The sequence below is a fragment of the Hymenobacter psychrophilus genome, assembly GCF_900107135.1.
Taxonomy (GTDB): Bacteria; Bacteroidota; Bacteroidia; order Cytophagales; family Hymenobacteraceae; genus Hymenobacter; species Hymenobacter psychrophilus.
On the sequence record NZ_FNOV01000006.1, the window covers coordinates 148,206 to 172,663 of the forward strand.

Genomic DNA, 24,458 nt, shown 5'->3' on the forward strand with positions numbered 1-24,458 from the left:
AAACGTACACAAAGGAACGTCATTCAGAGCGCAGCGAAGAATCTCGCGTGCTGACGTTGGGTTAGCATTGCAGCGTCAGCACGCGAGATTCTTCGCTGCGCTCTGAATGACGTTCCTCCCTCTGCCTCACCCCAAATCCAGCCCGTTCAGAATCTGCGCAATTTCTTCGGCGTGACTCAATATCATGAAGTGGCCGCCGCCGCTAATGCGGTAGTCGATGGGGCGGTTGCCGGGCGGAAACACCCGGTCGCGGGTGCCCAGCAGCTGCACGGCAGGTGCCACGCCGGTGCTGTTCCAGTGCAGCAGGCTATTGATGGCCCAGCGGGTGTAGCGCGGCTCCATATCGAGCAGAATGCGCCGGAACAGCCGGTACTCGGCCCCGCCCCGCACCCCGAAATACAGCTGTCCGGCCCTTGGAAACAGCTTCAGCCACTGCGGCGGCACCAGCCGGTACAGCCCCGAGGCCCGCACCAGCCGCAGCAGCAGCGGCAGGCTCTGGGCATCGGGCAGGCTGCTGACGAGCACCGGCCGCAACCCCGGCCGCAGCCGCTGCATTTCCAGTGCCACCACTCCGCCAAACGACACGCCCACCAGCCAGCCCGTCGCGTCCACCGGAATAGCCCCGACCATCCGGGCCGCGTAGTGCGGCAGCGGTTCGTCGGCCGACTCGGGCGGCAGCCAGGGCAGCACCTGGCTGCTCTCGCGCAGCAAGGGCTGCAGCCGCTGGAACACCCGCTCATCGGCCCCCAAACCCGGTATCAGATAAAACATAGGCTTGCTGCTGTTGCGGGTGGAGAACTGATTACGGCCGACGAGGCCGCCCCCCAAAGCAAGCGCGCCCCCTGCCAAACCGGCAGGGGGCGCGCTTGCTTTGGGCAGCCAAGTTAGGCCAAAACGGGCTTACTGCAGCGGGGTGCTGCCGATGTCCGTCAGCTGGTCGTTGGTTACGATGATGCCGGTACGGGTAACCTGCTTGTAGCTGCCCTGGTTGGCCGGCGCGGTGGCCGAAGGGAAGAACTCGACCCGGTAGGTGCCCGAGGGCAGGGCGCCCAGCTGGAAGGCGCCGGCCACATCGGCGGAGGTGCTGAACGTGTCGGCGGGCGTGATGGACGAGCGGATGGCCAGCACCTGCGGCAGGGCCGCGGCTGGGGTTACCGTGCCGCGCAGGCCGCCCCGGATATCCTGGGCCACCACCCGAATCACGGGCTTGAGCAGGTAGCGCTCCTTTTTGTCGTTGCCGGGCTTCCAGTTGCCGCGCTCCACAATGGATTTGGCCACGTCGAAATCGAGCAGCAGCTGGTAGTTGCTGCTTTGCTGGTACAGGTCTTTCTTGCTAAGCTTGAGCTTCACGCCCGACGACTGGCCGCTGGGCGTTTTCAGGTCGTAGCGCTGGCCGTCGCGGCCGGTTACGTAGCTGTCGGGGCCGAGAATCAGGCGGATTTCCTTCAGCTGGCCCGGCTCGAAATCGGAGCTAACCAGCAGCGCCGAGCGGCCGTTCACGTACTCCAGCACGTTGATGGGCTGCGCCTGGAAAGGCAGCAGCTGCCAGCCATCAGGGTTGCCTTCTTCCTTCAGATGAATCTCAATCTGGCGCACATCGAGTATTACCGCCCGAAAATCACCGGGAGCATCCGTCAGACGCACTTCGAGCGTGCCGGACGCAAGCGCGTCGTCCGACTTATCATTATTGCTACAGGAGGCCAGCAGCAGCGGGGCGGCCACGAAGACATAGAACAGCGGGCGGGCAAACAGCATGGCAGATGGGTGAATTGGTGGAATAAAAAGCCCGGGGCGATGCTTGCGCCGGCGGGCTTTGCGGCCCTACAACAAACTAGCCAAAAATTGCACTTCCTCAGCACGACCGAAATTAACCGCCCGCTTTGGCCGTATCGGCCGGGGCTTTGGGGGCGGCGGGCTTGGGCGCCGGAGCCGGGGTGGCCGCAGGGGTCGGCTTGGGCTCGGTGGGGGCCGGCGCTGGGGTCGGAGCAGGGGCCGGCTTGGGCTTACCGAAGAGACTATTGAGGCCCTTTTTGGCCTGCTCGCGCAGCTTGGCTTCGGCTTCGAGGCGGCGCTTCTCCAGCTCCTGCTGGGCGCGGAGCTCCAGCTCCTGGCGCTTCACCAGGGCTTCTTTCTTGAGGCTATCCTGGGAAAGCAGCAGCTTGGCGGCCAAACCGGCCTTCGAGTCGTCGAGCTTGCTTTGCACAATGCCACTAACCAGTTCCTTAGCAATATCCTTGGCCTGGCCCTTCACGCTACCGCTGCTCAGCTTTACCTGGGGGTTACTCATGGTGCCGCCGATAGTCAGGCCCAAGGTCACGCGCTCGGTACTTTTGAGGTTGGCTACGCCGGTGAGGCGGGTGAGCTGGCTGCTGAGGGCACTACCGACCTGACCCGTGGGTACATCAAGAGCCGCCACGTATTCCAGCCCGCCGTCGGCAATGCTGTTCGAGCCGCCCACCGTCATCTTAATCTGGCCCACGTTCAAATCAAACGGTTTCACCACGAAGTTGCCGTTGATAATTTCGGCCGCCACGTCCTTGTTGGTTACCACGAAATTCTTCAGCTCCTGCAGTTGCGTAAGGTTGCTGATTTTGGCCAGCACCGGCGAGCTGGCCACGGCCGCCCGCACAATATCGAACACACCCTTGCCGGTCAGGGTGCTGTAGCGGGGCAGCATATCGGGGCCCATTTCACCGCTCACGTTGAAGTTGGTCGAGAAGATGCCCTCCAGATTGGCCGCCAGCGGCACCAGCGTTTTAATCGAGTTGAAGGCCGCAAACGCCTGCTGGAAGTTCAGGTTCTTCACGTTCAGCCTGAAATCGAACTTCGGGTGGGCCAGGTTCTGGCTGCTGTATGAGCCGTTAGTGGCAAAAGCGCCGCCGAGCGTATTGAAAGTGAGGCCTTTGAGCGTGGCTACTTGGTTGCGCACCGTCACGGTGCCCTTCACGTCGTTCAGCTTCAGGTTGTCATAGAGCACCTGGCCCACGGTGGTGTTCATGGTCAGGTCGAACTCCTTCGGAATCTGCAGCACGCCATCGGCCTGGGCGGTGGCGGCGGGGGCTTTGGCCGTGGCCTTGGCGCCGGCGGTGGGCTTGGCGCTCACCTCGTCTACCATCCACTCGTTCAGGTTGAAGCGGCGCGAGTTCACCGTAAGATCGCCGCGCAAGGGCTGGCCGGGCACGAACAGGTAGCCCAGGTAGTTGCTGATGGTGCCCGAAGCCGCCACGTCCGACGAGCCCACGAAACCCTGCAGGTCGCGCAGCACAATCTGGTCGTTATTAAAGGTGGCCGTGGCCTGGCTCACCTTCATGCCCTGCGGAAAATCGGGACTCTTGTAATCGATGTTGCGCGCCTGCACGGTGCCCGAGGCTACTACTGATTGGTAACGGCCGGCCTCAATGTCGGCCATGTTGCCCCGGGCAGCCACGTTGCCGCTCAAGCGGCCGGCCACCGTCATGCCTTCGAGCGGAAAAATTTTGGTGAGCTTGGTCAAATCCACCGTGCCTTTCACATCGGTGTCAAACGCCAGCTTGTCCACGCCCTGGGTGGCCACGCGGCCTTCCAGCGGCTCACCATCAAGCAGCATTTTAAACTGCGGGATGTTGACTTTGGTGTCGTTTATCTGGCCCGTGGGGTTGGTGACGGTGCCGTTCAGCGTCAGGTTCTCGATGGGGGCCGGAAACTGCTTGCTCTTCACGTAGCCGTTGGTCAGGTTCATTCTGGCCTGAATAACGGGCATGCGGGTAGCCGAATATACCCCCTTGGCGGTGGCATCCACGAACAGCTTGCCGCGTAGCAGCAAGTCCTTCACCGGGTACACTTTCAGCATTTCGGCCAAATCCACGTTAGCTTTCAAGCGGCCGTCCACGTTCATCGGGGCCAGCCCGTCGATGGCCACCTGCCCGTCAATCGGGTTCTTGCCCAAATCGAGGTGAAACTGCTTCACGTTCACTTTCACGTTGTTGGTGAAGCCCGACGGGTTGTCGACCACCATGTCCACGTTGATGTTGCGGGCGCGCTCGGGCAGGGCCGGGTACTGGAAGCTGCCGTCCTTGATCTGCAGATTCACGCCGTAGCCGGGCATCTGCAGCGCGTTCTGCACGCCCTTGAAATATCCGTCAAACGCCACTTTGCCATCGGCCTTGATGTCCTTGAACTGCTCGTTGTACGCGCCCGGTACCAGACTCAGGATGTTCTTGAAATCGGTTTCCAGCGCCTTGAAGGTGAGGTCGTACACAATGTCGGTGGCGTTGGGCAGGCCGATGGTGCCCTGGAAGGTGGCCGGAAAGTCGTTCAGCTTCACCTTATTGTCTTTGAAGGTGAAGAGCATCTTCTCCAGATTCATTGCCATCGTCACGTCGGCGTCGAGCTGCTTGTTGCTCACGTACTGCACGCCATCGTAGCTCAGCGAGGCCGATTGGGCCGTGGTCTGGCTCACCATATCGAAGATGTTCTGCTCAAAGTCGCCCGAGCCGGTGTGCTCGATGCCGCGCAGCTCCATCCCGAACGGGATGCTCCGGTCGTCGTAGCGCAGGTGGCCTTTGTTGATCTGCCAGCCCTTAATGGCCAAACTCACCGCCGAGGTATCCTGCCCCTTAGTAGCGGCAGCCGAGTCCGACACAAAGATGTCCCAGTTGGCGCGGCCGCTTTTCAGCACCTTTATATTTATGTCGGGCTCTTCGAGGGTGATGTTCTTGATCTTTATCTGGTCGCCGCTGATAACACTCATTAGGTTCAGGCCCACCCGGGTTTCGGGCAGGTAGGCCAGCGTATCGCGCGAGAACGAGTCCTGGCCAATAATGCGCAGCTGGCTGATGCGCAGCGCCAGGTCGGGGAAGCTGCTCAGCAGCGTTACATCGATGTTTTCGGGGTCGTACTGCACCTCGGCCCGCACGCGTTGGGCGAGTTGTTGGTCGAAGGCAGCTTTAATTTTATCTTTGAACAGCAGCGGCGCCGCGGCCAGAAAGGCCACCAGCACCACCAGAAAAATCCCGAGGCCGACAAAAAACTTACGCATAAACAGATGCTTAAAAGAGGTAGATTTCGGCCGCCAGGCTGATTATCAGAACAATCAGCCCGCCTACCGACCCGGGCAAAAGTAAGGAGAAACTCAACCGCACCGTAGTTTTATACAACGGCGCACCGGCGCAATAGCTTGCATCTCGTCGCTGCTGATGTTGCCGATGCGGGTCATTCGGCGGCTGGCTGACGTAGCCAACCAGCGTCGTTCAATAACGAGACCCCAGCGGCTGCATCTCTACACCGGCCACACTTTCACAGTTCCTGGCGGACTCCGGGCACCAAACCCGCCGGCCCGCTCGTTAGCAGCCCACGTATGCGAAGCACCAGCAATTCGGCGGCAGAACCCAGGAAGCGGCGGCAGTGGCTGGCCGCCGCCGGGCTGCTGCTGGCTGGCCCCGCCGCCGTGGCCCAGGACCTGTACTTCGCCCAGCCGTTTGCCAACCGTATGCAGCTCAACCCCGCCTATGCCGGCCTGCTCGACGACTATGGCGTGACGCTAAGCTACCGTAATCAGTTCCCCACCCTGGCCGGCACGTTCCAGACCACCCAGCTGGCCGCCGATTACCGCCTGCGCAACCAACGCAGCGCCTTTGGCCTGCTGATAAACCAGGACCGCACGGGGGCCGTGGGCTACACCCGCCTGCAGGCGGGGGGCGTGTACGCCTACCACGTGCGCCTGAACCGCCAGCTTAGCCTCAGCGGCGGGGCCACGCTCAGCTACGGCCGCCAGCGCGTCGGCTACAGCAACCTAATCTTCGGCGACCAGCTCTCCGATGACGGCCAGGTGCGCAACCTCAGCCAGGAAGCCGCTGATTATGCGCCCGTTAACTACCTCACGGCCAGTGTGGGCGGGCTGCTGTTCGGGCCGCAGTTCTGGCTGGGCGTGGCAGCCCACCACCTCAACCAGCCCGACCTGGGCTTTGCCGCTCAGGCCGCGCTGCCGATGCGCCTGAACGTGCAGGGCGGCTACAAATTCTACTTTGCCAAGGTAAACACCGTGCGCGAGCAGCGCGAGGTCAGCTTGAGCCCCACGGCCGGCTACACCCGCCAGGGCAACTCGGAACGCACCGACCTTGGATTGTATTTTACCACGACGCCACTTACACTCGGGGCCGTGTACCGGGGCCTGCCGCTACCCGGTGCCCCCCGCCCCCAGCAGGTACTTACGGCCGTAGCGGGTATCAGCGCGGGCACTTTTCGGCTTGGTTATAGCTACGATGTCAGCCTCAGTCAGTTCAGCGCCGATTTAGGTGGTGCCCACGAGCTTTCGCTCACGCTGCGCGAGTTCGATACGCTGGAAGCAGCCTGGCGCCGACTGAAGCGACGCAATTACCCGAAAATTCCTTGCCCGGCTTTTTAAAATGTTGTATTATTGCACCCGACTTGCCTTGTCTAAATGCTTTCTTAACAGGTAGTTTCAACTTGATCATGAATATTTCCAAGTACCTGGGCTTCGCCCTCGTCGGAGCTTGTGCCCTGACTGCCTGTAATAAGGGCGGACGTTCAGCCACCAACCCCGGCAAATACAGCTCGACCACGGGCATTGAGTACAACACCGAGGAAGGCATGAAGGTGTCTGACTATCAGGGAATCCCTGAGGGTCCGGGTTTGGTGTTTATCGAAGGTGGCCGCACGGTGCTGGGCTCGGCCGAAGAGGACGTGGCCATGACCCACGACAACTTGGAGCGTACCGTTACGCTGGCCTCTTTCTACATGGATGAGGTGGAAGTAGCCAACATCCACTGGCTCGAATACCTGCACTACGTGCGTAAAGACTCGGCCGAGGAATTCTACATGTCGGCCCTGCCCGACACCACCGTGTGGGCCCGCGAGCTGTCGTTCAACGACCCGTACGTAGATTATTACCTGCGATACCCCGGCTTCCGCTACTTCCCGGTAGTGGGTGTGAGCTGGTTGCAGGCCAACGACTTCTGCACTTGGCGCACGGCCAAAGTGAACGAAGTATTGGCCGGTGAGGCGTCTGAGAGTGGTGGCGGTAGCCGTAAGGGTGGCCTGTTTAGCCGCAAGAAGAACAAGGGCGGCGACGCGGCCGAAGGCACTTCCGACAACGGTGGTGTGAAAATCGCCATCGAAAACGGTAACACCCTGCCCAACTACCGCCTGCCCACCGAGGCCGAGTGGGAATACGCTGCGCAGGCCCTCATTGGTACCCAGGAGACCGGCAACGAAAACCAGGAGAACAAGCGCATTTACCCCTGGGATGGCCGGCAGGTACGCAACCCCTATGGCAAAGGTCGCGGGCAGTTCCTGGCCAACTTTAAGCGTGGCCGCGGCGACTACGCCGGTATTGCCGGCTCGCTCAACGATGGCGCTATGATTACCGAGCAGGTATTCTCGTATCCGCCCAACGACTATGGCCTCTACAACATGGCCGGCAACGTGAACGAGTGGGTGCAGGATATCTACCGTCCCCTTTCTTACGAGGATGTGGAAGATTTGAACCCCTTCCGCCGCAACGGCTACCTCGACCCCTCGGAGAAGTATGACAAGAAGGGCTACCAGTCGCTCATCGACGACCATGTACGCGTGTACAAGGGCGGCTCGTGGCGCGACGTAGCCTACTGGCTCTCGCCCGGTACGCGCCGTTTCATGGCCGAAGACTCCGCCACGGCTACCATCGGTTTCCGCTGCGCGATGATCAACGCCGGCTCGAACAAATAGAACCACAGGTGCTGCAGATGAGAAAGAACTCGTTCTGACACAGCAGCTTGCAGGATATTCCAAACAGCAAAACAGCCACCCCATGCGGGGTGGCTGTTTTGCTGATCAAGCAGACTGTTCTTCCAAATGAATCGATAATACCCGCCATTCAATCTGCCAGCAGAGCAACTACCGGCCAGCAAAACGAATCCTTTTCATCCACAGCATCTGTGATTTAGGCGACGGCGATGGTAGCTACGCTGACTTCGCGGGCCCCGGCGGCGAGCAGGGCGGCGCAGCAAGCTTCGAGCGTGGCCCCGGTGGTCAGCACGTCATCCACAACTAGTATGTGCTGGTCCGCGAGTAAGTCGGGGCGGGCAGCTTCGAAAACGGTGGCTACATTTTGCCAGCGCTGCAGGCGGTTTTTCCGGGTCTGCGATTCGGTGGCGGCGGTGCGGCGCAGGACCTCGGGCTGCCAGGTACAGCCTAAAGCAGTGGCCAGTCCCTCGGCGAAGCTGTCGGCCTGGTTGTAGCCGCGGCGGGCCAGTTTGCGCGGGTGCAGTGGCACGGGCACCACCAAGCCGAACGTATCGGTGTAGCCGGCTGCGGCCAACTCGTGGCCGAAGTGGCGACCCAGCACCCTGCCCACTTGCTGTTGATTGCGGTATTTAAGCGCGTGCAGCAGGTGCTGAACCCGGCCGTGTTTCTGGAACGTGAGGTAGCCCAGCACATGCGTAACCGGCAGCTTTCCCCAGAAGCGGCGGGCCAGCGGGTTCTCGGCGGGCGGCAGCCGGTGGTAGTCGGTGTAGGGCAGCTGAGCGCGGCAGTCGGTGCAGAGGTCATCCTCGCCCCGGGCCAGCGGATCCTGGCAGGCCAGGCATACCCGCGGAAACAGCAGGCTCACGAAATCGGAAAGTGCAACGGGCAGCGGCATAGCAACGGGGCGGCAAGCGGGCCTGGAGGAAAACTTCTCCCTAATTTTAGGGCTTAATGCTGAAACTTCAACACCGGGGTGTTGAAGTGAGCCGGCTCGTGCTGTATGCCGGCCCAGTTGCACTACGCGCAATAGCCGGGCAAATCAGCTAGTAAGCCTAGTCAGCACCTCAACACTTCACTCAGTCAGTATAGTAAGCCATGAGCATCGTCACCGAATTCAACGATTACCGCCAGCGCATGAATGAGAAAATCATGGCGGCCGACAACAAGGTTATCAAGCGGTTTTTCAACCTCGATACCAATACGTACCAGGATGGCGCGCTCGACGTGAAAACCAAAGAGTTGCTGGGTCTGGCCTGTTCAATGGTACTGCGCTGCGACGACTGCATCAAGTACCACCTGGGCAAGTGCTACGAGGAGAAAGTGAGCGAGGAGGAAATCTACGAGCTGTTCGCCATTGCCAACCTTATCGGGGGCAGCATCGTGATTCCGCACTTCCGACGGGCCGTGGAGTACTGGGAAGCCCTCAAGGAAGAGACCGTAACCCCGCCGCCCGTTCATCCGCACGCCGTTTAAACATGCTCGATCCTCAGGAAACCGAAGCCCAGTTCGAGCACCGCTGGTGGGAGTTGATGACCGAAATGCGCGTCCGCTTCGGTAAGAAACCCGACCTGAATGCCCTGCTGCTACTCATTGGCGTGCAGGAGCTGGGCCAGGGTGCGGGGCCTTTCACGAAGGAGCAGAAGCAGGATTTGATGCACATTGCCACTTGCCGGCTGTTCAGCATTTCGGGCTACTACGAGCGCGAAAGCGTGGATGCCGAAGGCTGGCCCCATTACCGGCTATTGCAGCAATTGCCCTTCTCCAACCTCAAGGAGCAGGAGCGCATGCTAAAATGGCACGTGCTGGAATACTTCGACGAGCAGAATCAGGAGGAATAAAGAAGCAGCAACAAAGAACGTTGTCATGCTGAGCTGGTTGAAGCATCTCTACCGCGATAATTCCGAAGTTCAGGCAGCTTAGCAGTGCCAGGCTTACCGTTGCGGTAGAGATGCTTCGATCAGCTCAGCATGACGTTCTTTTTGCGCCGGAAAATCCATCAGATGAACATCGTTTCTTATAACCTTAACGGCTTGCGCTCGGCCCTGAGCAAGGGCCTGGCCGACTGGGTGGCCACGGCCCAGCCCGACGTGCTGTGCGTGCAGGAAATAAAGGCCGGCCGCGAGCTGCTCGATGTGTCGCGGCTGACCGATTTGGGCTACCACGCCTACCTGCACCCGGCCCAAAAGCCCGGCTACAGCGGCGTGGCCACCTTCTCGAAGGAGAAGCCGCTGGCTGTAACCGAGGGCTGCGGGCAGGCGCTCTACGACACCGAAGGCCGGGTATTGCGGCTCGATTTTGCGCACTGCGCCGTGCTGAACACCTACATGCCCTCGGGCACGAGCGGACCCGAGCGGCAGGCGTTTAAGGTGGAGTGGCTGCACTTTTTCCGGCGCTACGTGGCGGGGCTGCGGGCCGCCGGGGTGCCGCCGCTGGTGGTGGCCGGCGACTTCAACTGCTGCCAGCGCGAGCTGGATTTGCACAACCCCAAGGCCAACCAGAAAAGCCCGGGCTTCACGCCCGAGGAGCGGCAGTGGTTTCAGAACTTGCTGGCCGACGGCTTCACCGACTCGTTCCGCCACCACCACGGCGACGCGCCCCAGCGCTATTCCTGGTGGAGCTACCGCGCCGGCTCGCGCGCCCGCAACGTAGGCTGGCGCCTCGACCACCTGCTGGTCGACAACTGCCTCGTGCCCCACATCCGCCACGCCGATCTGCTGCCCGATGTCGTTCATTCCGACCATTGCCCGGCCTCGCTGCTGCTGGAGTTTTAGCTGGTAGCCAGAACCCGGTGGGTTGGGCGGCCCGGCATTGGTGGCCCGTTTGCCCCCCTGGGCGCGGCCCCGGATGCCAAATGGGCTTGCTACCTTTAAGCCCCATCCCATCCAACTGCTACGTATGTCCACCCTCACTATTGGCCTGCTGCGCGAAGGCAAAACCCCGCCCGACAAGCGCGTCTCGCTCACCCCTAAAAAGTGCATTGAGGCCCAGGATCAGTTTCCGGGCCTGACCATTAGGGTCCAGCAAAGCGAAATTCGCGCTTTTACCGACCAGGAGTACCGCGAAGCAGGCCTGGAAGTGCGCCCCAGCGTGGCCGACTGCGACGTGCTGATGGGCGTGAAGGAAGTGCCGGTGGCCGACCTACTCCCCAACAAAACCTATTTCTTCTTCTCGCACACCATCAAGAAGCAGCCCGCCAACCGCGAACTGCTGCGCCAGGTGCTGGCCCGCAACATCACGCTGGTTGATTACGAACTACTCACCGACGAGCAGGGCGGGCGCATTGTGGCGTTCGGGCGTTGGGCGGGCATTGTGGGGGCCTACAACGGCCTGCTCACCTACGGCCGCAAGCATGATCTGTTCCAGCTCAAGCCCGCCTACGAGTGCGTGGATATGGAGGACATGCAGGAAGAGTTCTTCAAGGTGAAGAAGCTGCCAGCCATCAAAATGGTGGTGACTGGTACCGGCCGCGTGGCCCAGGGTGCGGTAGAAGTGCTGGAGCTGATGGGCATCCGCCGGGTGAGCGTGTATGACTACCTGTACCTCGATTTCAACGAGCCGGTGTACACCCAGCTGCGCTCCTCTGACTACAACCGCCGCCGCGACGGCCGCGTCTGGGATACGCCTGATTTCCACCGCAACCCCCAGGAATACGTGGGCACCTTCCACAACTTCCTGCCCGTTACCGACCTGCTGATTGCCTGCGCCTACTGGCACCCCCAGGCTCCGCGCCTATTCGCCGAAGAAGACACCCGCCACCCCGGTTTCCGCATCAACACCATTGCCGACGTTACCTGCGACATCAATGGCTCGGTGCCCACCACCCACCGCAGCACCACCATTCAGGAGCCGGCCTACGACTACAACCCCACCACCGGCGAGCTGGCCCCGGCCTACTCGGCCCCGAAGAACCTTACGGTAATGGCCGTCGATAACCTGCCCTGCGAGTTGCCCCGCAATGCCTCCCGCGATTTTGCCCGCCAATTGATTGCCAAAGTGCTGCCCCACCTGCTGGCTGAAGGTGGCCCCGACGAGGTAATCGAGCGCGCCACTATTGCCCGGGCCGGGCAGCTGCTGCCCCGCTACCAATACCTGGCCGACTACGTAGCCGATTAGGATTCGACTTTCCTTAAAGCAAACGCGTCATCCGGTAGGGGCCGGATGACGCGCTTGCTTTAAGGAAAGTCGAACCGGAGCCTACACTTTCAGGACCGGGTACTTGGCCTGCACCAGCATGTAGAGACCGTAGGCCATCAGGCCCAGCGCCACAATGCCCAGCACCACCGGACCCATATTAGCTAAAAAATCGAAGGCCTCGTCGGTGCTGCCGACGGCCGTGGCGCGCGACTGCCGACCAGCCTGGATGAAGAAGTAGCCAATTATAGCCAGTACGATGCCCCGGGCCGTGTAGCCTATCTGGCCCAGGCGGTACACTGTGTTCTGCTGGCCGGCCGGAATGTCGCTGCTTTGTACGTGCTTGTGGAACTTACCTGAATACGCTTGGTAAAACTGGTAGAGACCAACGCCGATTGTACCTACCCCCACCAGCATAATGATCCATTCTCCGGCAGGCCAGGCCAGCACCCGGGCCGTAAGGGTCTGCTTGGCGTCGCTGCCGCTGTCGGCCGAGCCGCTCAGAGCTAGTTGGGCGGCGTACCAGGCCAGACTGGCGTACACCAGCCCGCTGGCGGCGTAACCCACGCGCCGCGCAATGCCCCCCGTGTCGCTGCCTTTGTCCTCGGTATCGCGCACTGCCTGCACTAGGCGCCACACAATGTAGGCCAGCAACCCGAGCGCAATAAGACCGAGCAGTACAGGGCCGCCAGGCAGGCCCTGCAATGTCTGAACAGCTTGCTTTTTGTCGGCCGTCTGGCCTTCCTGCTGTCCGGTGGCGGCCAGCAGGGCCAATAGACCCATCAGGCCGTATACAGTGCCTTTGGCTGCAAACCCCAGCCGGGCCAACGTACGCAGGCCTGTTCGTGAGTTGGTCGGCAGCGTGTTTGAAATCGTATCGGAAAGCGTCATAAGTCAGCTACTTGCGGAAGTAAGAATGTCGGTTGGCCGTTGTTGAAAAGGGGTAGACCAGAGAACCCAGCCAGCGGAGGCCGGGAGGAAGAACTGATGAGCTACAATCCGGCTGTTGGGTCTTTTACGGCGAGCTACGCTAAAAGGTGGCCCGGCTGCTGCCCAGCAGGCCAGCAGGCTGATAAACGCGGGCACCTGGGTAAGCCAACGCCGCGTTGCCGGGTACATCGAGCGTGAGCAGGGGCTTGTTGCGGGCCATGGTTTCGGTCAGCAACTGCGCCAGGTTGCCCCCAGGAGCCATGTAGGGGATAAAAAAATCGTCGGCCAGATCGGCCAGCAGCAGGTTCCGGATGGCCGCCGTTTCGAAGCTTACCACCGTTACTTCGGGTTCGAAGGGCGTAATGAACAATAGCCGCCCCAGTTGCAGGTCAGTTTCATTCTCGAAAGCCAGGTTACGCTGAATGCCCCGCCCCAGCGCGTACACAATGGGCTGCTCGAGGGACTGACGCAGAAAATGATACACCGTCTGCTCGAGCCGCGAATGAAAGCCCGAGGCAATGCACTGCTGCTGCTGCCGTTGCTCCATGGCCCACAGGTACGTGTCGCGCTCAATGGCTGCCGGGTAGGCGCGGGAACACAGAAATACCGTTTTGGGCAATGCCAACAACTTCCGGCTACCTAAGGTGCGTAGTTCTTCCGGTAGCGTTAGCATGGAGCTAGATATAGTTTTTTGTTAATAAAGTTAAATAAAATATTGGCAAAATTATCATACTGGGCAATAAAATACCCTTTAACCACAACGGCCCGCTACCGAAGCAGCGGGCCGTTGGAATTCTACTATAATCTATTGGGACAGGCTAGAACGTGCGCTGGAACCAGTGCTTGATGTCGTCCATCGTTTCGCCGGTTTTCTGCTGCAGGTTGCCGAACCACTCGTCCTGCTTGCCTTCCTCGTAGTCCATGTCGTCGTCGGTGAGGTTGCCCCACTTCTGCTTGGTCTGGCCTTTGATTTCGTTCCAGTTGCCGCGGGCGCGGAGTTCGGTGCTGTCGTCGATGCCGTTGTTGTTAGCGTCCATGATAGTAGGATTAGGGTGGAAGATACCGACTCTTACGTGTGGCCGAGCTGCAGGGTTGGCAGCTTGGCCCGCACTTATTTGATGGTGCCCAACAAGCCGGAACTAAACAGGAGCATTCCGACGCCCGCCGCCACTGGTACGCCTAGTACAAAACCGACGGCGACCTTGCCCAGCTTACGCTTATTAGCTTGGCGAATGTAGCCCTTGTAATAAGCGGGGTCGTTGAGCAGGGCCGGCGCGGGTGCGTTTAGATTGGCCCGGGGTGGGGTGGCAAGCGCAATTCCCGTTCCCACGCCTACCAGGCCGATACCGGCACCCAAGGAGCCGGCCAGCGTACCCCAAAATACACCCGGAGCCGGTTTGTAGTACTGCCGGCTGTCCTGCCGGCCCCGCTCGTAGCGTTGCGCCGCGCTCAGGCCATCCAGGCTCGGGGCGGCAGCCACCGGAGTTGGCTGTTGCACTACTTCTTTGGTGCCATTGGCATAGCGAATCAGGAAGACATCCGTGGCGGCCAGTTGCAGCGTGTCGGTGGGGGTAAATGAGCGTTTGGCCAGCGAGTCGGTGAGCGGCGACAGGGGTAGGTAGCGCACGGATTGGGGCGTAATGCGTAGCACCCGGCCCACCAGCTCGTTGCCATCAATGAGCAGAATAACATCGGGGCCAGCGCCAACTGCCGCCCCGGCCGCGGGGCGGGTTGCCGGCCGGGTCACCGAGTCGGGCCCGATGGGCGTTTGCTGGGCCTGGCTGAGATTGGTGCTCAACATGGCTGCCGTAATCAGCAACGAAAAAGGTGAAAACCGCATAGCTTTTTTGCCAGACAGTGAAGGGATATCCTACCGATTCAAACGACAGGTTGATAATTACGGCGGGTTGGTATAGCTTGAGCAAATGGCCACACAACAGGATACTGGAGATAATAGCAGCTACTATCGTAATGCAATAGTGGCTACCACTATTGCAACCACGGCGAACATCACACTGCCGGCTACCAGACCTGCGGCCGCGACGCCCACTTTGCGGTTGTGGGCCTGCCGCTGATAGCCGGCGTAGTAAGTCGGGTCGGTGAGCAGCGCCGGGTTGGAGGTTTTTAGGCTCTGGCGGGGTGGGCCGGTGGCCGCTACCGCGGTACCCACTATCAGACCGGCCGGACCCGCCGCGGCCGTGCTGGCGAAGGTGCCCCAGAACACGCCTTTGGCGGGCTGGTAATACAGGCGGGCATCCTGGCGGCCCCGCTCGTAGCGCTGCCCGCGGCTTAGGCCTGCTAGCGCCGGCACCGCTGAGGCCGAATCTTCGGCGGGCCGGAGCAGCTTTTGCGTGCCATCGGAGTAGCGAATCAGCAGTACCTTGGCAGCGGCCAGTTGCAGCGTGTCGGCGGGCGAGTTATCGACGGCGGGCGGGGGCAGGTAGCGCACTACGTCCGGTATGATGCGCACTACCTGGGCCGGCAGCTCGTCGCCGTTGAGGAGCACGATAACGTCGGGACCAGTGCCGGCCTTCACACCGGCCGCCGGGCTTGGTGCTGGCCGGGTCGTTGAGCCAGCCAGGGCCGGGCCGCTGCTGGGCCCGGCCCTGGCTGGCTCCCAGCAGTACTATTGAAGTCAATAGTAAACAGCGTAAGGTGTGCATAGCTTCTGAAATTAAGGAAAGGAAGAACCCGAAGGAAATAGCAAGCCAAGTAACCGAGGGAGCATGGTAGCGGAGCTTAGGGTGAAACTTTCAGGAAAGATACCTACTCATCCACGCTCAACTGCAACCAGGATTCTCTATATTTAGACCCGATACGAATCTCAATTTTCAGTTCAAGCAACTGAATTTAAACCAGTTAAAATACGCTATTCAGACTTTTAAAATCTCTATTCCAGCATGGACGACCTGCGCACCACGCTCGCCACCTTCTCGCCCGACGACCACAAGGAGTTCCGGCAGTTTATTCAGCGGCAGCGCCGCAAGCAGAAGGGCCGCATGGATTTGCGCCTCTACGAGCTGCTGGCCCAGGCCCGCGAGCACACCACCCCCGAGCTGCTGGCCTGCCTATACCCCCACGAGCCCAACGCCGTGGCCTACTACGCGCTGCGCAAGCGCCTGCTGCGCCACCTGCTCGATTTTCTGCTGCTGCGCCAGCACCAGCAGGACCCCACGGCGGCGGCTTCGGTGCGCGGGCTACTCACGCTGGCCCAGTACCTGTTCGAGGCCGGCATCGAGCGGCTGGCCTGGGGCACGTTGCGCAAGGCCGAGAAGCAGGCCCGCACCAACGAGCAGTACGAGCTGCTCAATGCCGTGTACAACCTCCAGATTGCCCGTGCCCACAGCGCCCACGCCGATCCGCTTGATGATATCATCCGCCGGCGCAACCTCAACAAGAAAGACGCGGAGGAGGAGGAGCGGGCCAACATTGCCGACAGCCTCATTCGCCAGCGCCTGCGCCAAGCCCGCGTGAAGGGCCGGGCCGCCGAGTCGTTTGATGAGATTTTGCAGCAGGTGCTGCGCGAGTACGACCTGCAGGAGGCCTTTGCCCGCCGGCCCACGCTGCTGCTGCGGCTCATATCCATTACCCGCGCGGCCATGCTCGTGCGCCGCGACTACGTCTCGTTTGCGCCCTTCGTGATCCGCTGCTACCACCTGATGGAGAAGCGCCACGGCTTTGCGCCCGCCCACCGCGAGGCCCAGCTGGGCCTGCTGCTGATGATTGCCCACGCCCTGTACCGCACCCGCCGCTTCGCCGAGTCGGTGGAGTATCTGCAGCAGCTGCGGGCCCTGCTCGAGGCCGGGCCGCGCCTGCTGCGGGCGGCCATGTGGCCCCGCTACACCTTTCTGCTGGCCGCCAACTACGCCTTTCTGCGCCGCAACCCCGACAGCATTGGGCTGCTCGAAGCCATACTGCGCCTGCGCCTGACGCCCCGCGAGGAGCTTACCACCCGGCTCGGACTGGGCTTCCACTACTTTGCCGAGGGCCAGTTTCAGAAAGCCAACCAGGTGCTGCAGGCCATTGGCTGCTCCGACCATTTCTGCGAGCAGGAAATGGGCGTGGAGTGGGTCATCAACCGCAACATGGGCGAGATGCTGATTCAGTTCGAGCTGGGCAACTCCGACCTGGCCTACAACCGGCTGCGGGCCATCGAGCGGCTGGTGAAGGAGCGGTTCGGGGCCGATGGCGGCGGCTACGCGGCCGTGCTCTGCTACCTGCAGCTGGTGGGCGACATCATCGACGACCCCGCCGCCGCCCGCGCCCCCGCCTTTGCCGACCGGATGCTGCAGATTCCGGCCTTCGTACCCCTGGAGCAGGAAGATTTGCAGGCCCTGAGCTTCTACAGCTGGCTTGGCTCGCGGGTGCAGGCCCGCCCCTACTACACCGTGCTGCTGGAGCTGGCCACTGCCCCCGATCCGGCCCCCCTGCCTGCCTGACGAGCGGCCCGCGAAGGTTTCCTCCACGCAAAGAAGCCCGGACTACCGCAGTAGTCCGGGCTTCTTTATTTTCCAGCAATGAGTTGCGCCGGCCAGCTGACTTCGCCTCAGTCGGCCAGCGCAAATCAGTTAGTTGGTGCGGGTAGCGGCGTTCATTTCGGCTTTGGCGTCGCCGGCGGCGGCATCCATTTTGTTAGCGGCTTTATCGGCGGCCATTTTGGTTTCGGCGGCGGCTTTGTCGGCGGCGGCTTCGGTGTTGGCGGCGGCGGCATCGGCCGTTTTTTCGATGGCCTGGCCGGTGTTTTCCAGGGCGTCGTCGGTGGCGTTGGCGGCGTTGTTGGCTTCGGCAGCGGCAGCATCACCGGCGTTTTCGGCGGCGGCATCGGCGTTCTGCTGGCCCTGCTCGGTGCAGGAAGCAGTGGCGAACGAAACGGCGGCGGCAACGAAGAGGGTTTTGAGCAGGGTTTTCATCGGGGTAGAAAATCAGAGATGGAAGAAGATGCATACCGACGGCCTGTCGGACTTGGGTTTATAAGGCCTCCCGGAAAAAGTAACCCGCCCAGGCGAAACACAATTTTGTTCTCCGCGCCGCGCTGTTACATCCGCAGTTCTGCCAGCCCGCCGTTTTCAACCCCAGCCAGCCGGCTCCGTATGGAAGGCCGCCCCAACAGTTCTTGCCCCCTCTTTTGTTGTTCTATGCGTGTTTGCCTGCTTTCGCTTGCTTTTCTTTTCCTGACTCATCTGGCCGCAGCCCAGGCCGACGATGGTTTCCAGCGGCGCGACGGCACCATGTTTCTGGTTCGCAACGGCGAAGTGCGGCCCATGCCCCACGATGTGCAGCTGCCCAACGGCCGCCGCATCACGCGCGACGGCTGGGTGGTGGAGCGCGACGGCCGCCGCACCGAGCTGCGCGACGGCCAGGGCTGCACCATGCTCGGCGAGGCTGCCCGCGCCGAGCAAAATAGCCGTGGCCGCATGCTGCTGCATAGTGCGGGCAGTGCCACCATCCAGACCACGCCGCCACGCACCAGCTCCGTTTTTTGGCCGGGTAAGAAGGGAAAAGGCAAAGGCAAGCACAAGCGTAAGCACAAGTAGCCCTGGTTGGGGCGTTACTCCTTCACCTCCTGCGCCTGGCGGTCGATAAAGAACGTGCGCCCGTTCTGGCTGACCCGCGCCCGCCCCTGGTCATCGAAGTCGACGGCGCTGGCGTAGCGGCCGAAGGGGGCAGTACCGGCGGTGGTGTCGGCCAGATAGCTTGGGCCGATGAAAGTGAAGTAGCCCCCCGTTTTCACACGGGCCAGCTCCTGGTCGAAGGAGTAGGCTTCCTGGAAAACAATGGGCGCGGCGGGTTCTTCATTTCCCTGAATGTAGTGCCAGCCCTGGGCAGTGAGCACGGCCGCGTAGCCCCCCGAAAAGTCGCGGGCAGCGAAGTAAAACGCGCTGAACTCTGCACCGTCCTCGTCCAGAAACGTGTACAGCCCACCGGCCCGGGCGCGGGCATAGCCGTCGGCGTAAGGGTAGAGGGCGTCGTAGGCAGGCTTGATGACCTCCGTTCCGTCGGCGGCCACGAACCCGAACACGCCTTCCTGCTCCACTACCGCCCGGCCTTCCCGGAACTCGCTGATGCCGGCGTAGCGGGCGGGCACGAGCGTATCGCCGCCGGGCAGCAGCAGGCCGTACTGCCCGTTCTGCTCAAATGCTACCGGCTCCTCCGGGCTGCACCGGCCCACGCCGAGTGCCAGCACCAGGGCCGCTCCGCCGGCCAGCCCTGCGTAGCGGGTGCAGGGCGAAAGCGCCGCCAGCCGCCCACTGGTAGTAGCGCGGACCCATTCCAGCAGCCGTTTCCAATCCACTGCCTGCACCCGGGCCCAGTAGCCGGCCCACGCTCCCGGCTGGTCGGCCAGGGGCTTCGTTTTGGCAGCGGGGGCTAACGAGCCCGGAACCTGCGCGGACGCCTCACTGCCCGTTGCCGGAGGAGTGTCCACCGTAGCACCACTGGCAGCCAAAGCCCCGGTTGGGGCCGGGGCCAGCTGGGTGATGAGCTGTTCGAGGTGCCGGATTCGCTGGCCCAGTTCCTGATTGCGGCCATCCAGATCGGGCTGATAAGGGCCGGCAGAGGCTTCGAGCGCCTCTTTTTCCTGCTGCTCAGCGTTCAGGCGCGCAGCCAGATCGGGGGCGTTGGCTGCAATGGGAGCCGCCTGAAGCTGCTCCTGCAGCGCCGTCATGCGCTGCTCGCGGGCGGTTTCGCGCACTTCGAGGGCGCTTAGCTGCTGCTGCATCTGCTGCTGGAGCTGCTGGCGCAGGGCCTCCAGATCTTGCCTTTCCTGATGAGTAGCGTCGAGGTCGATTTCGTAGCCGGTGGAGGTGCGGTCGAGCTCGGCCACGTCTTCGGCCCCCAGCCACCGCCACAGCTGCCCGCCCCACCGGCGCAGTTGCTCTGCGGGGCCGGCCGGCTCCGGCTCCGTTGCCTGCAACCCGGGCTCCACGGCTAGTCCGACCGTTGCAGCCGGGGCCGGGGCAGCGGCACCGCTAACGAGTCCTTCCACGCCTACCAGCAGCGCGGCTAGCTGCTCAAAATCGGTCGGCGTCAGGTCGATTTCGGGGGAGGCCAGCTGGGCCAGGCGGCGCGTAAACCGGCTCGGGTCAGGCAGCAGATGAAAGGTGGAGGCAGCTGGTACGGCTCCCATCCGGGCCTCTACGGTGGCCCCAAACTGCACGGGGGCACTAAATAATACCAGCCCGGTGATAAAGTGCAGGTTGGCTGCTTCGGCCGGCAAGTGCGGGCTTAGTAACGCGGCCAGCGCAGCACGCTGCCGCTCGAAACGGGCAAAGGGGTTGTCGGCCCCATCGGTTTCGGGGTCCGGTAGTTCCAGCGGCGTCCCATCGAGGTACCAGGGGCCGGTGCGCAGGTCGGGTAGCTCCAGCTCGCCCCCGGCAGGCAGCAGCTGCACAATGGTTATGCTACGCGGGCGCAACAGCAGGGCATCGAGCGGGGCATAGCCGGCCGGCAGTGGCACCTGGCCCAGTAGCAGCGTGGGCGGGGCTCCGGCTTCGGTGGCCAGCGCGGCGGCTATAGCCTCAAATTGCTGCTGGCGGATGGGCGAGAAAAATGGGGCAGATTGGTACTGATGCAGCATGAACGAGCGGTATGGCCGCAACTTTCCGACCCAGACAGGCCGGCGTAAAGGTAGGGTACGCACGCCGCCGCTACCCGGATGCGCCAACTTTTACGGCCGCAGGCAAGTATAGCCGGGTAGTTTAGCTGTGCTAATTTTCTCGTTTTACCGCTCTTGTTATGGACTCCACCGCCTCCACCCCCACCAACCAGCCCACGCCCGCCGTACCGCTCACCGTTACCGACCAGCAGAACTCGGCCCTGCTCACCGACACGCTCAGCCTGCTGGGCACTAAGTCGCCCGGTGCCGAACCGGCCCTGGCCGAAATCGACCGCTGGATTGAAGTGCTTAAGGCGACCGAACGGGCCGGCCTGGCCAAAATAACACAGGAACTGCAGTTGGTGCGCGAGCAGTTGACAGCCTCCGACACCCAAACCCATGATTTGGCCGAAACGCTAGCCTCGCTGGGCATCGAAACGGGCAAAGTAGCCGAAGAAACCACCAATGATTACGCCGCTCCGCTGGCCCAGCTCGGCAAGCTGCTCGTAAAGCTGGGCTCGCAGCTCTCGAAGTAAGATCCGTTGGCCTCTCATCCTGCGCATGCCGCTTACGATGCGATATGCGCAGGATGAGGGTTGAGGGCAAGCAGCAACTGGCGTAACTTTGCGCTTCTGCCTGCTGCTTATCCATGACTGACTCTGCTCCTTCTGCCGCCGACCTCACCCTTTACGACCCCTTCGACGGCATGCGTTTCGGTCTGGAGGCCTGCTTTTTATGTGGCACTCCTACCACGCCGCCCCAGGATACGGTACCCGTTTTTGCCGATTGGCTCATGGACCGCTACCAGTTGCGCGAGCGGCCCATCAAGCTGCTCGATATGCGCATCGTTACGTATCCGGAGTTGCGCATTGCCTGCTGCGCCCGCTGCCGCACCCGGCACGTCGAGCCGCTGGAGGCGCACCTGGAGGCCATCAGTCGGCAGGGCGTACGCGGGTTTCGCGAGCTCGACGAGCAGACGCTGTTCCTGTGGCTGGGCAAGATGTTCTACGGTATTCTGGTAACCGAGCTCATCAACCAGCAGGATCCGCTGGCTGTGCCGCAGTACCCGCTGGCCGAAAACGCCCAGATGCTACGCCGCTTTCAGGCCTTTTTCCAGCCCTTACAGGCCCTGCGCGTACCCATGGAGTACGATGATTTCGTGCCGGGTTCGGTGTTTATCCTCGAAACCGACTCCGCTCAGGACGACATGGAGTTCGAGTACGACGACGACCTGAGCACGCTCACGTTCAGCATCAAGCTCGATGAAACCGTGCTCGTGGCCTGCTTGGTCGACAATGGTATCATCGGGCGAGCTATGGGCCGGGTATACCAGCAGGCGCGTCGCCCCCTGCATCCGGTGCAGGCGGCCGAGTTCAAGGCCCGCATCTACTACGCCGCCTACCTACTCAACGTGGTGCCCGACTACTTTGCTCGTCCCGTGAAGCCCCACGACCAGGAAGTAGTGCTGGATTCGCTCATCGATGATGTGACCGGATCCATCTTCAACCCCTGGGATAATAGCGCCTACGCCCAGTCGTTGCTGGAAATGTGGAAGCGCTGGCAGATTCCGCTGTCCGACATTCTAGCTGACCCGGCGCTACCGCTGAGCTACCTCCACGACGCGAACGGACAGCCCCGGCACCTAGAGCGGTACCCGGCAACGGACGAAGAATAGAAGGGATAAACCCGGCGCGAACGGAAGAAGCAAGCGCCTTAAGAGGCCGGAATTGGCAATCTAAATTGTGAAGGCAGCGAATGGCTACCCGGCCTGCCAGGCAGGTTCGGGGGCGTATTTCTTTAGCTGAATGCCGGTCCAGCGGCCTTCCAGGCCACTTTTACATTCCCGTTCATTTACCAGCACATCCACGCAATGGCGGTGGCGGCGGTTCATGGTATCGTGGATAATGTACACGCCATCGAGGCCGTTGGCGAGGCCGCTGACGCGGACTTTTTCGCCAAACTTAAACGGACCGCCCCACCTGCTGAGCAGGTCGCGGGATACGGCCAGCCAGCGGGTTTTGCTGGAATGGCGCTCGGGAATGATGGAGCCGTCGGCGGTTTCCATCGGGTTGTCATCGGTCTGGCCCACTTCGGGCCAGTAGGTGGTAGCCGTAACGTTGTACGACAGGGTTTCGGGGGCCTTTTTGATGGGCAGCACCGGCAGCGACACGGCTACCGGACGGGGGGTCAGTGTGGCGACGGTGGAGGGCAAAGCCAGGGCCGTCGAAGAAATGGGGCGGGGGGGAAAAAGAAAAGTCAGCAGGAACAACGCAATAGACATGGCAATTGGGTCGGTGAACTCTCACTTGGCCTGGAGAGGATAGGCGGCCGGCCCGACTCGGCAAAAGGGCAGAAACACTTTTTTTGAAAAAAATAAGTGCTTCCTTTTTATCGTGACGGCCGAAAGACCGAAAGCAGGCAATAGGAGGCGAAAATCGGGTTTAAGTAATACAATTTGACGATTTAATTGTATTAAGTACGCCGTTTCTGTTTGGAGGGGCCAAAGGTAAGTGCTTTTTCTGACATGACCATAAATGACCCTTTCCGGCTTACCAGCCCGCTTCTACCGGTGCAGGCTTGTTCCGCAGCACCGCTGGCCAAGCGCAGCGCAACGGAACGCGCATACGCGAATGTTCCCACCGGGGTTTCTTTCTCCCCTGAACCCGGCGCGCCAACTGCCGTACTGTATGCCGGTAACCACTGGCATAGTGGTGCCTGTACCCTTCCGCTATTCTGCCTTTTTTATGCTGTACAACTCGTTTTTCGGGCCTGCCCGCACTATGGTCCTGCTGGCGCTGGGTTGCCTGGGGGCCTGCTCCGGCCCTTCTTCCGGCCCTTCGGCGGGTACTGGAGCTGCCACCACCGCCGACTCGCTTGGCACCACTGCCCCGGTGGCCCCCGCCAATTCGCCGCTGCAGATAGTGGCGCAGTTTCGGGAGCCCCAAATTGTGGGCGTGGCCGTGCTGCCCAACGGCCGGATATTCGGCGACTTCCCGCGCTGGGACAATAACCCGGTAGCTCCAATAGCCGAAATCGGCCCCGGCAACACGCTCAAGCCTTACCCCGATGCCGAGTGGTGCAAGTGGGACGAAACCGTGCGCAACGAGCCCCAGAAACACTGGATTTGCCCCCAGAGCGTGTACGCCGACCCCAGCGGCATGCTGTGGGTGCTCGACCCGGCCTCGCCCGGCATCAAGGGCACGGTGGCCGGCGGCCCCAAGCTGGTTAAAATCGACCCGGCTACCGACAAAGTGGTACAGAACATTGCTGTGCCCGCCAGCGTGGCGCCCAGCAAGTCCTACCTCAACGACGTGCGCGTCGACCCCGAGGCCCAGTACGCCTACATCACCGAGTCGGGCATCGGCAGCTTGGTGGTCATCGACCTGAAAACCGGCAAGTCGCGGCAGCTGCTGGCCGGCCACAAGTCGATGCTCGGCGACACCACCCTCAACATCAAGGCCGATGGCAAGTTGCTCGTCGACCCCACCGGCAAGCAGGGCCAGTTCAACGCCGACGGTATTGCCCTGAGCCACGACCGCCAGTACTTGTACTGGAAACCGCTGACCAGCTACGCGCTCTACCGCATCAAAACGGAAGCGCTGCGCAACCCGGCCCTTACCGAGGCCCAGCTAGCTGCCCAAATCGAAGACCTGGGTAAGGTGCCCGCTTCCGATGGCATGATTCTCGATGCCCAAGATAACCTCTACCTGAGCGCCTTCGAAGACCATTCCATCAAGCGGCGCACGCCCGATGGGAAAATTGAAACCGTGGTGCAGGACCCGCGCCTGGAGTGGCCCGATACGTTTGCCTTCTCGGCCGACGGCCGCACGCTGTACGTCACCAATTCGGCCATCCACAAAACGGCCACCTGGAACCAGGGCGTCGGCCAGCAGGACCAGCCGTACCATATTTTTAAAATGGCGGTGGGCAAGTAAGAGGTAGGGCAACTAGATAATAAAACGGTCATGCTGAGCGAAGGCGGAGCCGGAGTCAAAGCATCTCTACCGCAGTGCTAACCCTAACATTGGGTTTACTATGGCGGTAGAGATGCTTCAACTCCGGCTCCGCCTTCGCTCAGCAT

23 protein-coding genes are annotated in these 24,458 nt (G+C 61.6%); 11 read left to right on the top strand and 12 right to left on the bottom strand.

Annotated elements, in window-relative coordinates; genetic code table 11:
• Positions 1-126 precede the first annotated feature (126 nt).
• The 3 genes from BLW21_RS10615 to BLW21_RS10625 form a co-directional block, all read right to left on the bottom strand.
• Positions 127-771 carry an alpha/beta fold hydrolase gene (locus tag BLW21_RS10615; RefSeq protein WP_139255174.1) on the bottom strand — a complete coding sequence of 215 codons (645 nt, stop codon included), beginning with the start codon at positions 769-771 and terminating at the stop codon, positions 127-129.
• Between the two features lie 129 nt (positions 772-900).
• Positions 901-1,755 carry a DUF4382 domain-containing protein gene (locus BLW21_RS10620; protein WP_092739799.1) on the bottom strand — a complete coding sequence of 285 codons (855 nt, stop codon included), beginning with the start codon at positions 1,753-1,755 and terminating at the stop codon, positions 901-903.
• 112 nt (positions 1,756-1,867) lie between these two features.
• The gene (locus BLW21_RS10625; protein ID WP_245711870.1) at positions 1,868-5,017 is read right to left on the bottom strand and encodes an AsmA family protein; all 3,150 of its coding nucleotides are present in this window, start codon (positions 5,015-5,017) and stop codon (positions 1,868-1,870) included.
• 318 nt (positions 5,018-5,335) lie between these two features.
• On the opposite strand from BLW21_RS10625, the gene BLW21_RS10630 reads away from it, so the two are divergent.
• Entirely contained in the window at positions 5,336-6,382 is a 1,047-nt protein-coding gene (locus BLW21_RS10630; protein ID WP_092739801.1) for a PorP/SprF family type IX secretion system membrane protein, read from the top strand.
• Between the two features lie 68 nt (positions 6,383-6,450).
• Entirely contained in the window at positions 6,451-7,704 is a 1,254-nt protein-coding gene (locus BLW21_RS10635) for an SUMF1/EgtB/PvdO family nonheme iron enzyme (RefSeq protein ID WP_092739803.1), read from the top strand.
• A 214-nt stretch (positions 7,705-7,918) separates the two neighbouring features.
• Here BLW21_RS10635 and BLW21_RS10640 read toward each other — a convergent pair whose 3' ends face one another.
• Positions 7,919-8,617, bottom strand: coding sequence for a ComF family protein (locus BLW21_RS10640; RefSeq protein WP_092739805.1), 699 nt, complete (start codon positions 8,615-8,617; stop codon positions 7,919-7,921).
• 200 nt (positions 8,618-8,817) lie between these two features.
• Between BLW21_RS10640 and BLW21_RS10645 the strand changes: the two genes are divergently transcribed.
• From BLW21_RS10645 to BLW21_RS10660, 4 genes are all read left to right on the top strand, one after another.
• A complete protein-coding gene (locus BLW21_RS10645) occupies positions 8,818-9,195 on the top strand; it encodes a carboxymuconolactone decarboxylase family protein (RefSeq protein ID WP_092739807.1) in 378 nt (125 codons plus the stop codon).
• A gap of 2 nt (positions 9,196-9,197) precedes the next feature.
• Positions 9,198-9,560 (top strand): hypothetical protein, encoded by a 363-nt coding sequence (locus BLW21_RS10650; RefSeq protein WP_092739809.1) that lies wholly within the window; start codon positions 9,198-9,200, stop codon positions 9,558-9,560.
• A 129-nt stretch (positions 9,561-9,689) separates the two neighbouring features.
• On the top strand, positions 9,690-10,493 hold the full coding sequence (locus BLW21_RS10655; RefSeq protein WP_317040229.1) for an exodeoxyribonuclease III: 804 nt from the start codon (positions 9,690-9,692) through the stop codon (positions 10,491-10,493).
• Between the two features lie 124 nt (positions 10,494-10,617).
• Positions 10,618-11,835 (top strand): NAD(P)-dependent oxidoreductase, encoded by a 1,218-nt coding sequence (locus tag BLW21_RS10660; protein WP_092739811.1) that lies wholly within the window; start codon positions 10,618-10,620, stop codon positions 11,833-11,835.
• Between the two features lie 81 nt (positions 11,836-11,916).
• On the opposite strand, the gene BLW21_RS10665 is transcribed toward BLW21_RS10660, so the two are convergent.
• From BLW21_RS10665 to BLW21_RS10685, 5 genes are all read right to left on the bottom strand, one after another.
• On the bottom strand, positions 11,917-12,744 hold the full coding sequence (locus tag BLW21_RS10665) for a DUF1206 domain-containing protein (RefSeq protein ID WP_092739813.1): 828 nt from the start codon (positions 12,742-12,744) through the stop codon (positions 11,917-11,919).
• A gap of 139 nt (positions 12,745-12,883) precedes the next feature.
• A complete protein-coding gene (locus tag BLW21_RS10670; protein ID WP_139255175.1) occupies positions 12,884-13,456 on the bottom strand; it encodes a DNA-binding protein in 573 nt (190 codons plus the stop codon).
• A gap of 145 nt (positions 13,457-13,601) precedes the next feature.
• The gene (locus tag BLW21_RS10675; protein WP_092739817.1) at positions 13,602-13,820 is read right to left on the bottom strand and encodes a CsbD family protein; all 219 of its coding nucleotides are present in this window, start codon (positions 13,818-13,820) and stop codon (positions 13,602-13,604) included.
• A 74-nt stretch (positions 13,821-13,894) separates the two neighbouring features.
• Positions 13,895-14,584 carry a hypothetical protein gene (locus BLW21_RS10680; RefSeq protein ID WP_175470932.1) on the bottom strand — a complete coding sequence of 230 codons (690 nt, stop codon included), beginning with the start codon at positions 14,582-14,584 and terminating at the stop codon, positions 13,895-13,897.
• A 162-nt stretch (positions 14,585-14,746) separates the two neighbouring features.
• Entirely contained in the window at positions 14,747-15,319 is a 573-nt protein-coding gene (locus tag BLW21_RS10685) for a hypothetical protein (RefSeq protein ID WP_092739821.1), read from the bottom strand.
• Positions 15,320-15,683: 364 nt separating this feature from the next.
• On the opposite strand from BLW21_RS10685, the gene BLW21_RS10690 reads away from it, so the two are divergent.
• On the top strand, positions 15,684-17,222 hold the full coding sequence (locus BLW21_RS10690; RefSeq protein ID WP_092739823.1) for a hypothetical protein: 1,539 nt from the start codon (positions 15,684-15,686) through the stop codon (positions 17,220-17,222).
• A 129-nt stretch (positions 17,223-17,351) separates the two neighbouring features.
• On the opposite strand, the gene BLW21_RS10695 is transcribed toward BLW21_RS10690, so the two are convergent.
• A complete protein-coding gene (locus tag BLW21_RS10695) occupies positions 17,352-17,693 on the bottom strand; it encodes a hypothetical protein (protein ID WP_092739825.1) in 342 nt (113 codons plus the stop codon).
• 225 nt (positions 17,694-17,918) lie between these two features.
• Here BLW21_RS10695 and BLW21_RS10700 point away from each other — a divergent pair, with 225 nt between their 5' ends.
• Positions 17,919-18,317 (top strand): DUF6799 domain-containing protein, encoded by a 399-nt coding sequence (locus BLW21_RS10700; RefSeq protein ID WP_092739827.1) that lies wholly within the window; start codon positions 17,919-17,921, stop codon positions 18,315-18,317.
• A gap of 14 nt (positions 18,318-18,331) precedes the next feature.
• On the opposite strand, the gene BLW21_RS10705 is transcribed toward BLW21_RS10700, so the two are convergent.
• Entirely contained in the window at positions 18,332-20,359 is a 2,028-nt protein-coding gene (locus tag BLW21_RS10705) for a WG repeat-containing protein (RefSeq protein WP_139255176.1), read from the bottom strand.
• Between the two features lie 158 nt (positions 20,360-20,517).
• Here BLW21_RS10705 and BLW21_RS10710 point away from each other — a divergent pair, with 158 nt between their 5' ends.
• Positions 20,518-20,913 carry a hypothetical protein gene (locus BLW21_RS10710; protein WP_092739831.1) on the top strand — a complete coding sequence of 132 codons (396 nt, stop codon included), beginning with the start codon at positions 20,518-20,520 and terminating at the stop codon, positions 20,911-20,913.
• Positions 20,914-21,026: 113 nt separating this feature from the next.
• Positions 21,027-22,052 carry a hypothetical protein gene (locus tag BLW21_RS10715; RefSeq protein WP_092739833.1) on the top strand — a complete coding sequence of 342 codons (1,026 nt, stop codon included), beginning with the start codon at positions 21,027-21,029 and terminating at the stop codon, positions 22,050-22,052.
• Between the two features lie 84 nt (positions 22,053-22,136).
• Here the strand turns inward: BLW21_RS10715 and BLW21_RS10720 are convergent, their stop codons facing one another.
• Positions 22,137-22,658 (bottom strand): RlpA-like double-psi beta-barrel domain-containing protein, encoded by a 522-nt coding sequence (locus BLW21_RS10720; RefSeq protein WP_092739835.1) that lies wholly within the window; start codon positions 22,656-22,658, stop codon positions 22,137-22,139.
• A gap of 406 nt (positions 22,659-23,064) precedes the next feature.
• Between BLW21_RS10720 and BLW21_RS10725 the strand changes: the two genes are divergently transcribed.
• Positions 23,065-24,312 carry an SMP-30/gluconolactonase/LRE family protein gene (locus BLW21_RS10725; protein ID WP_175470933.1) on the top strand — a complete coding sequence of 416 codons (1,248 nt, stop codon included), beginning with the start codon at positions 23,065-23,067 and terminating at the stop codon, positions 24,310-24,312.
• Positions 24,313-24,458 lie beyond the last annotated feature (146 nt).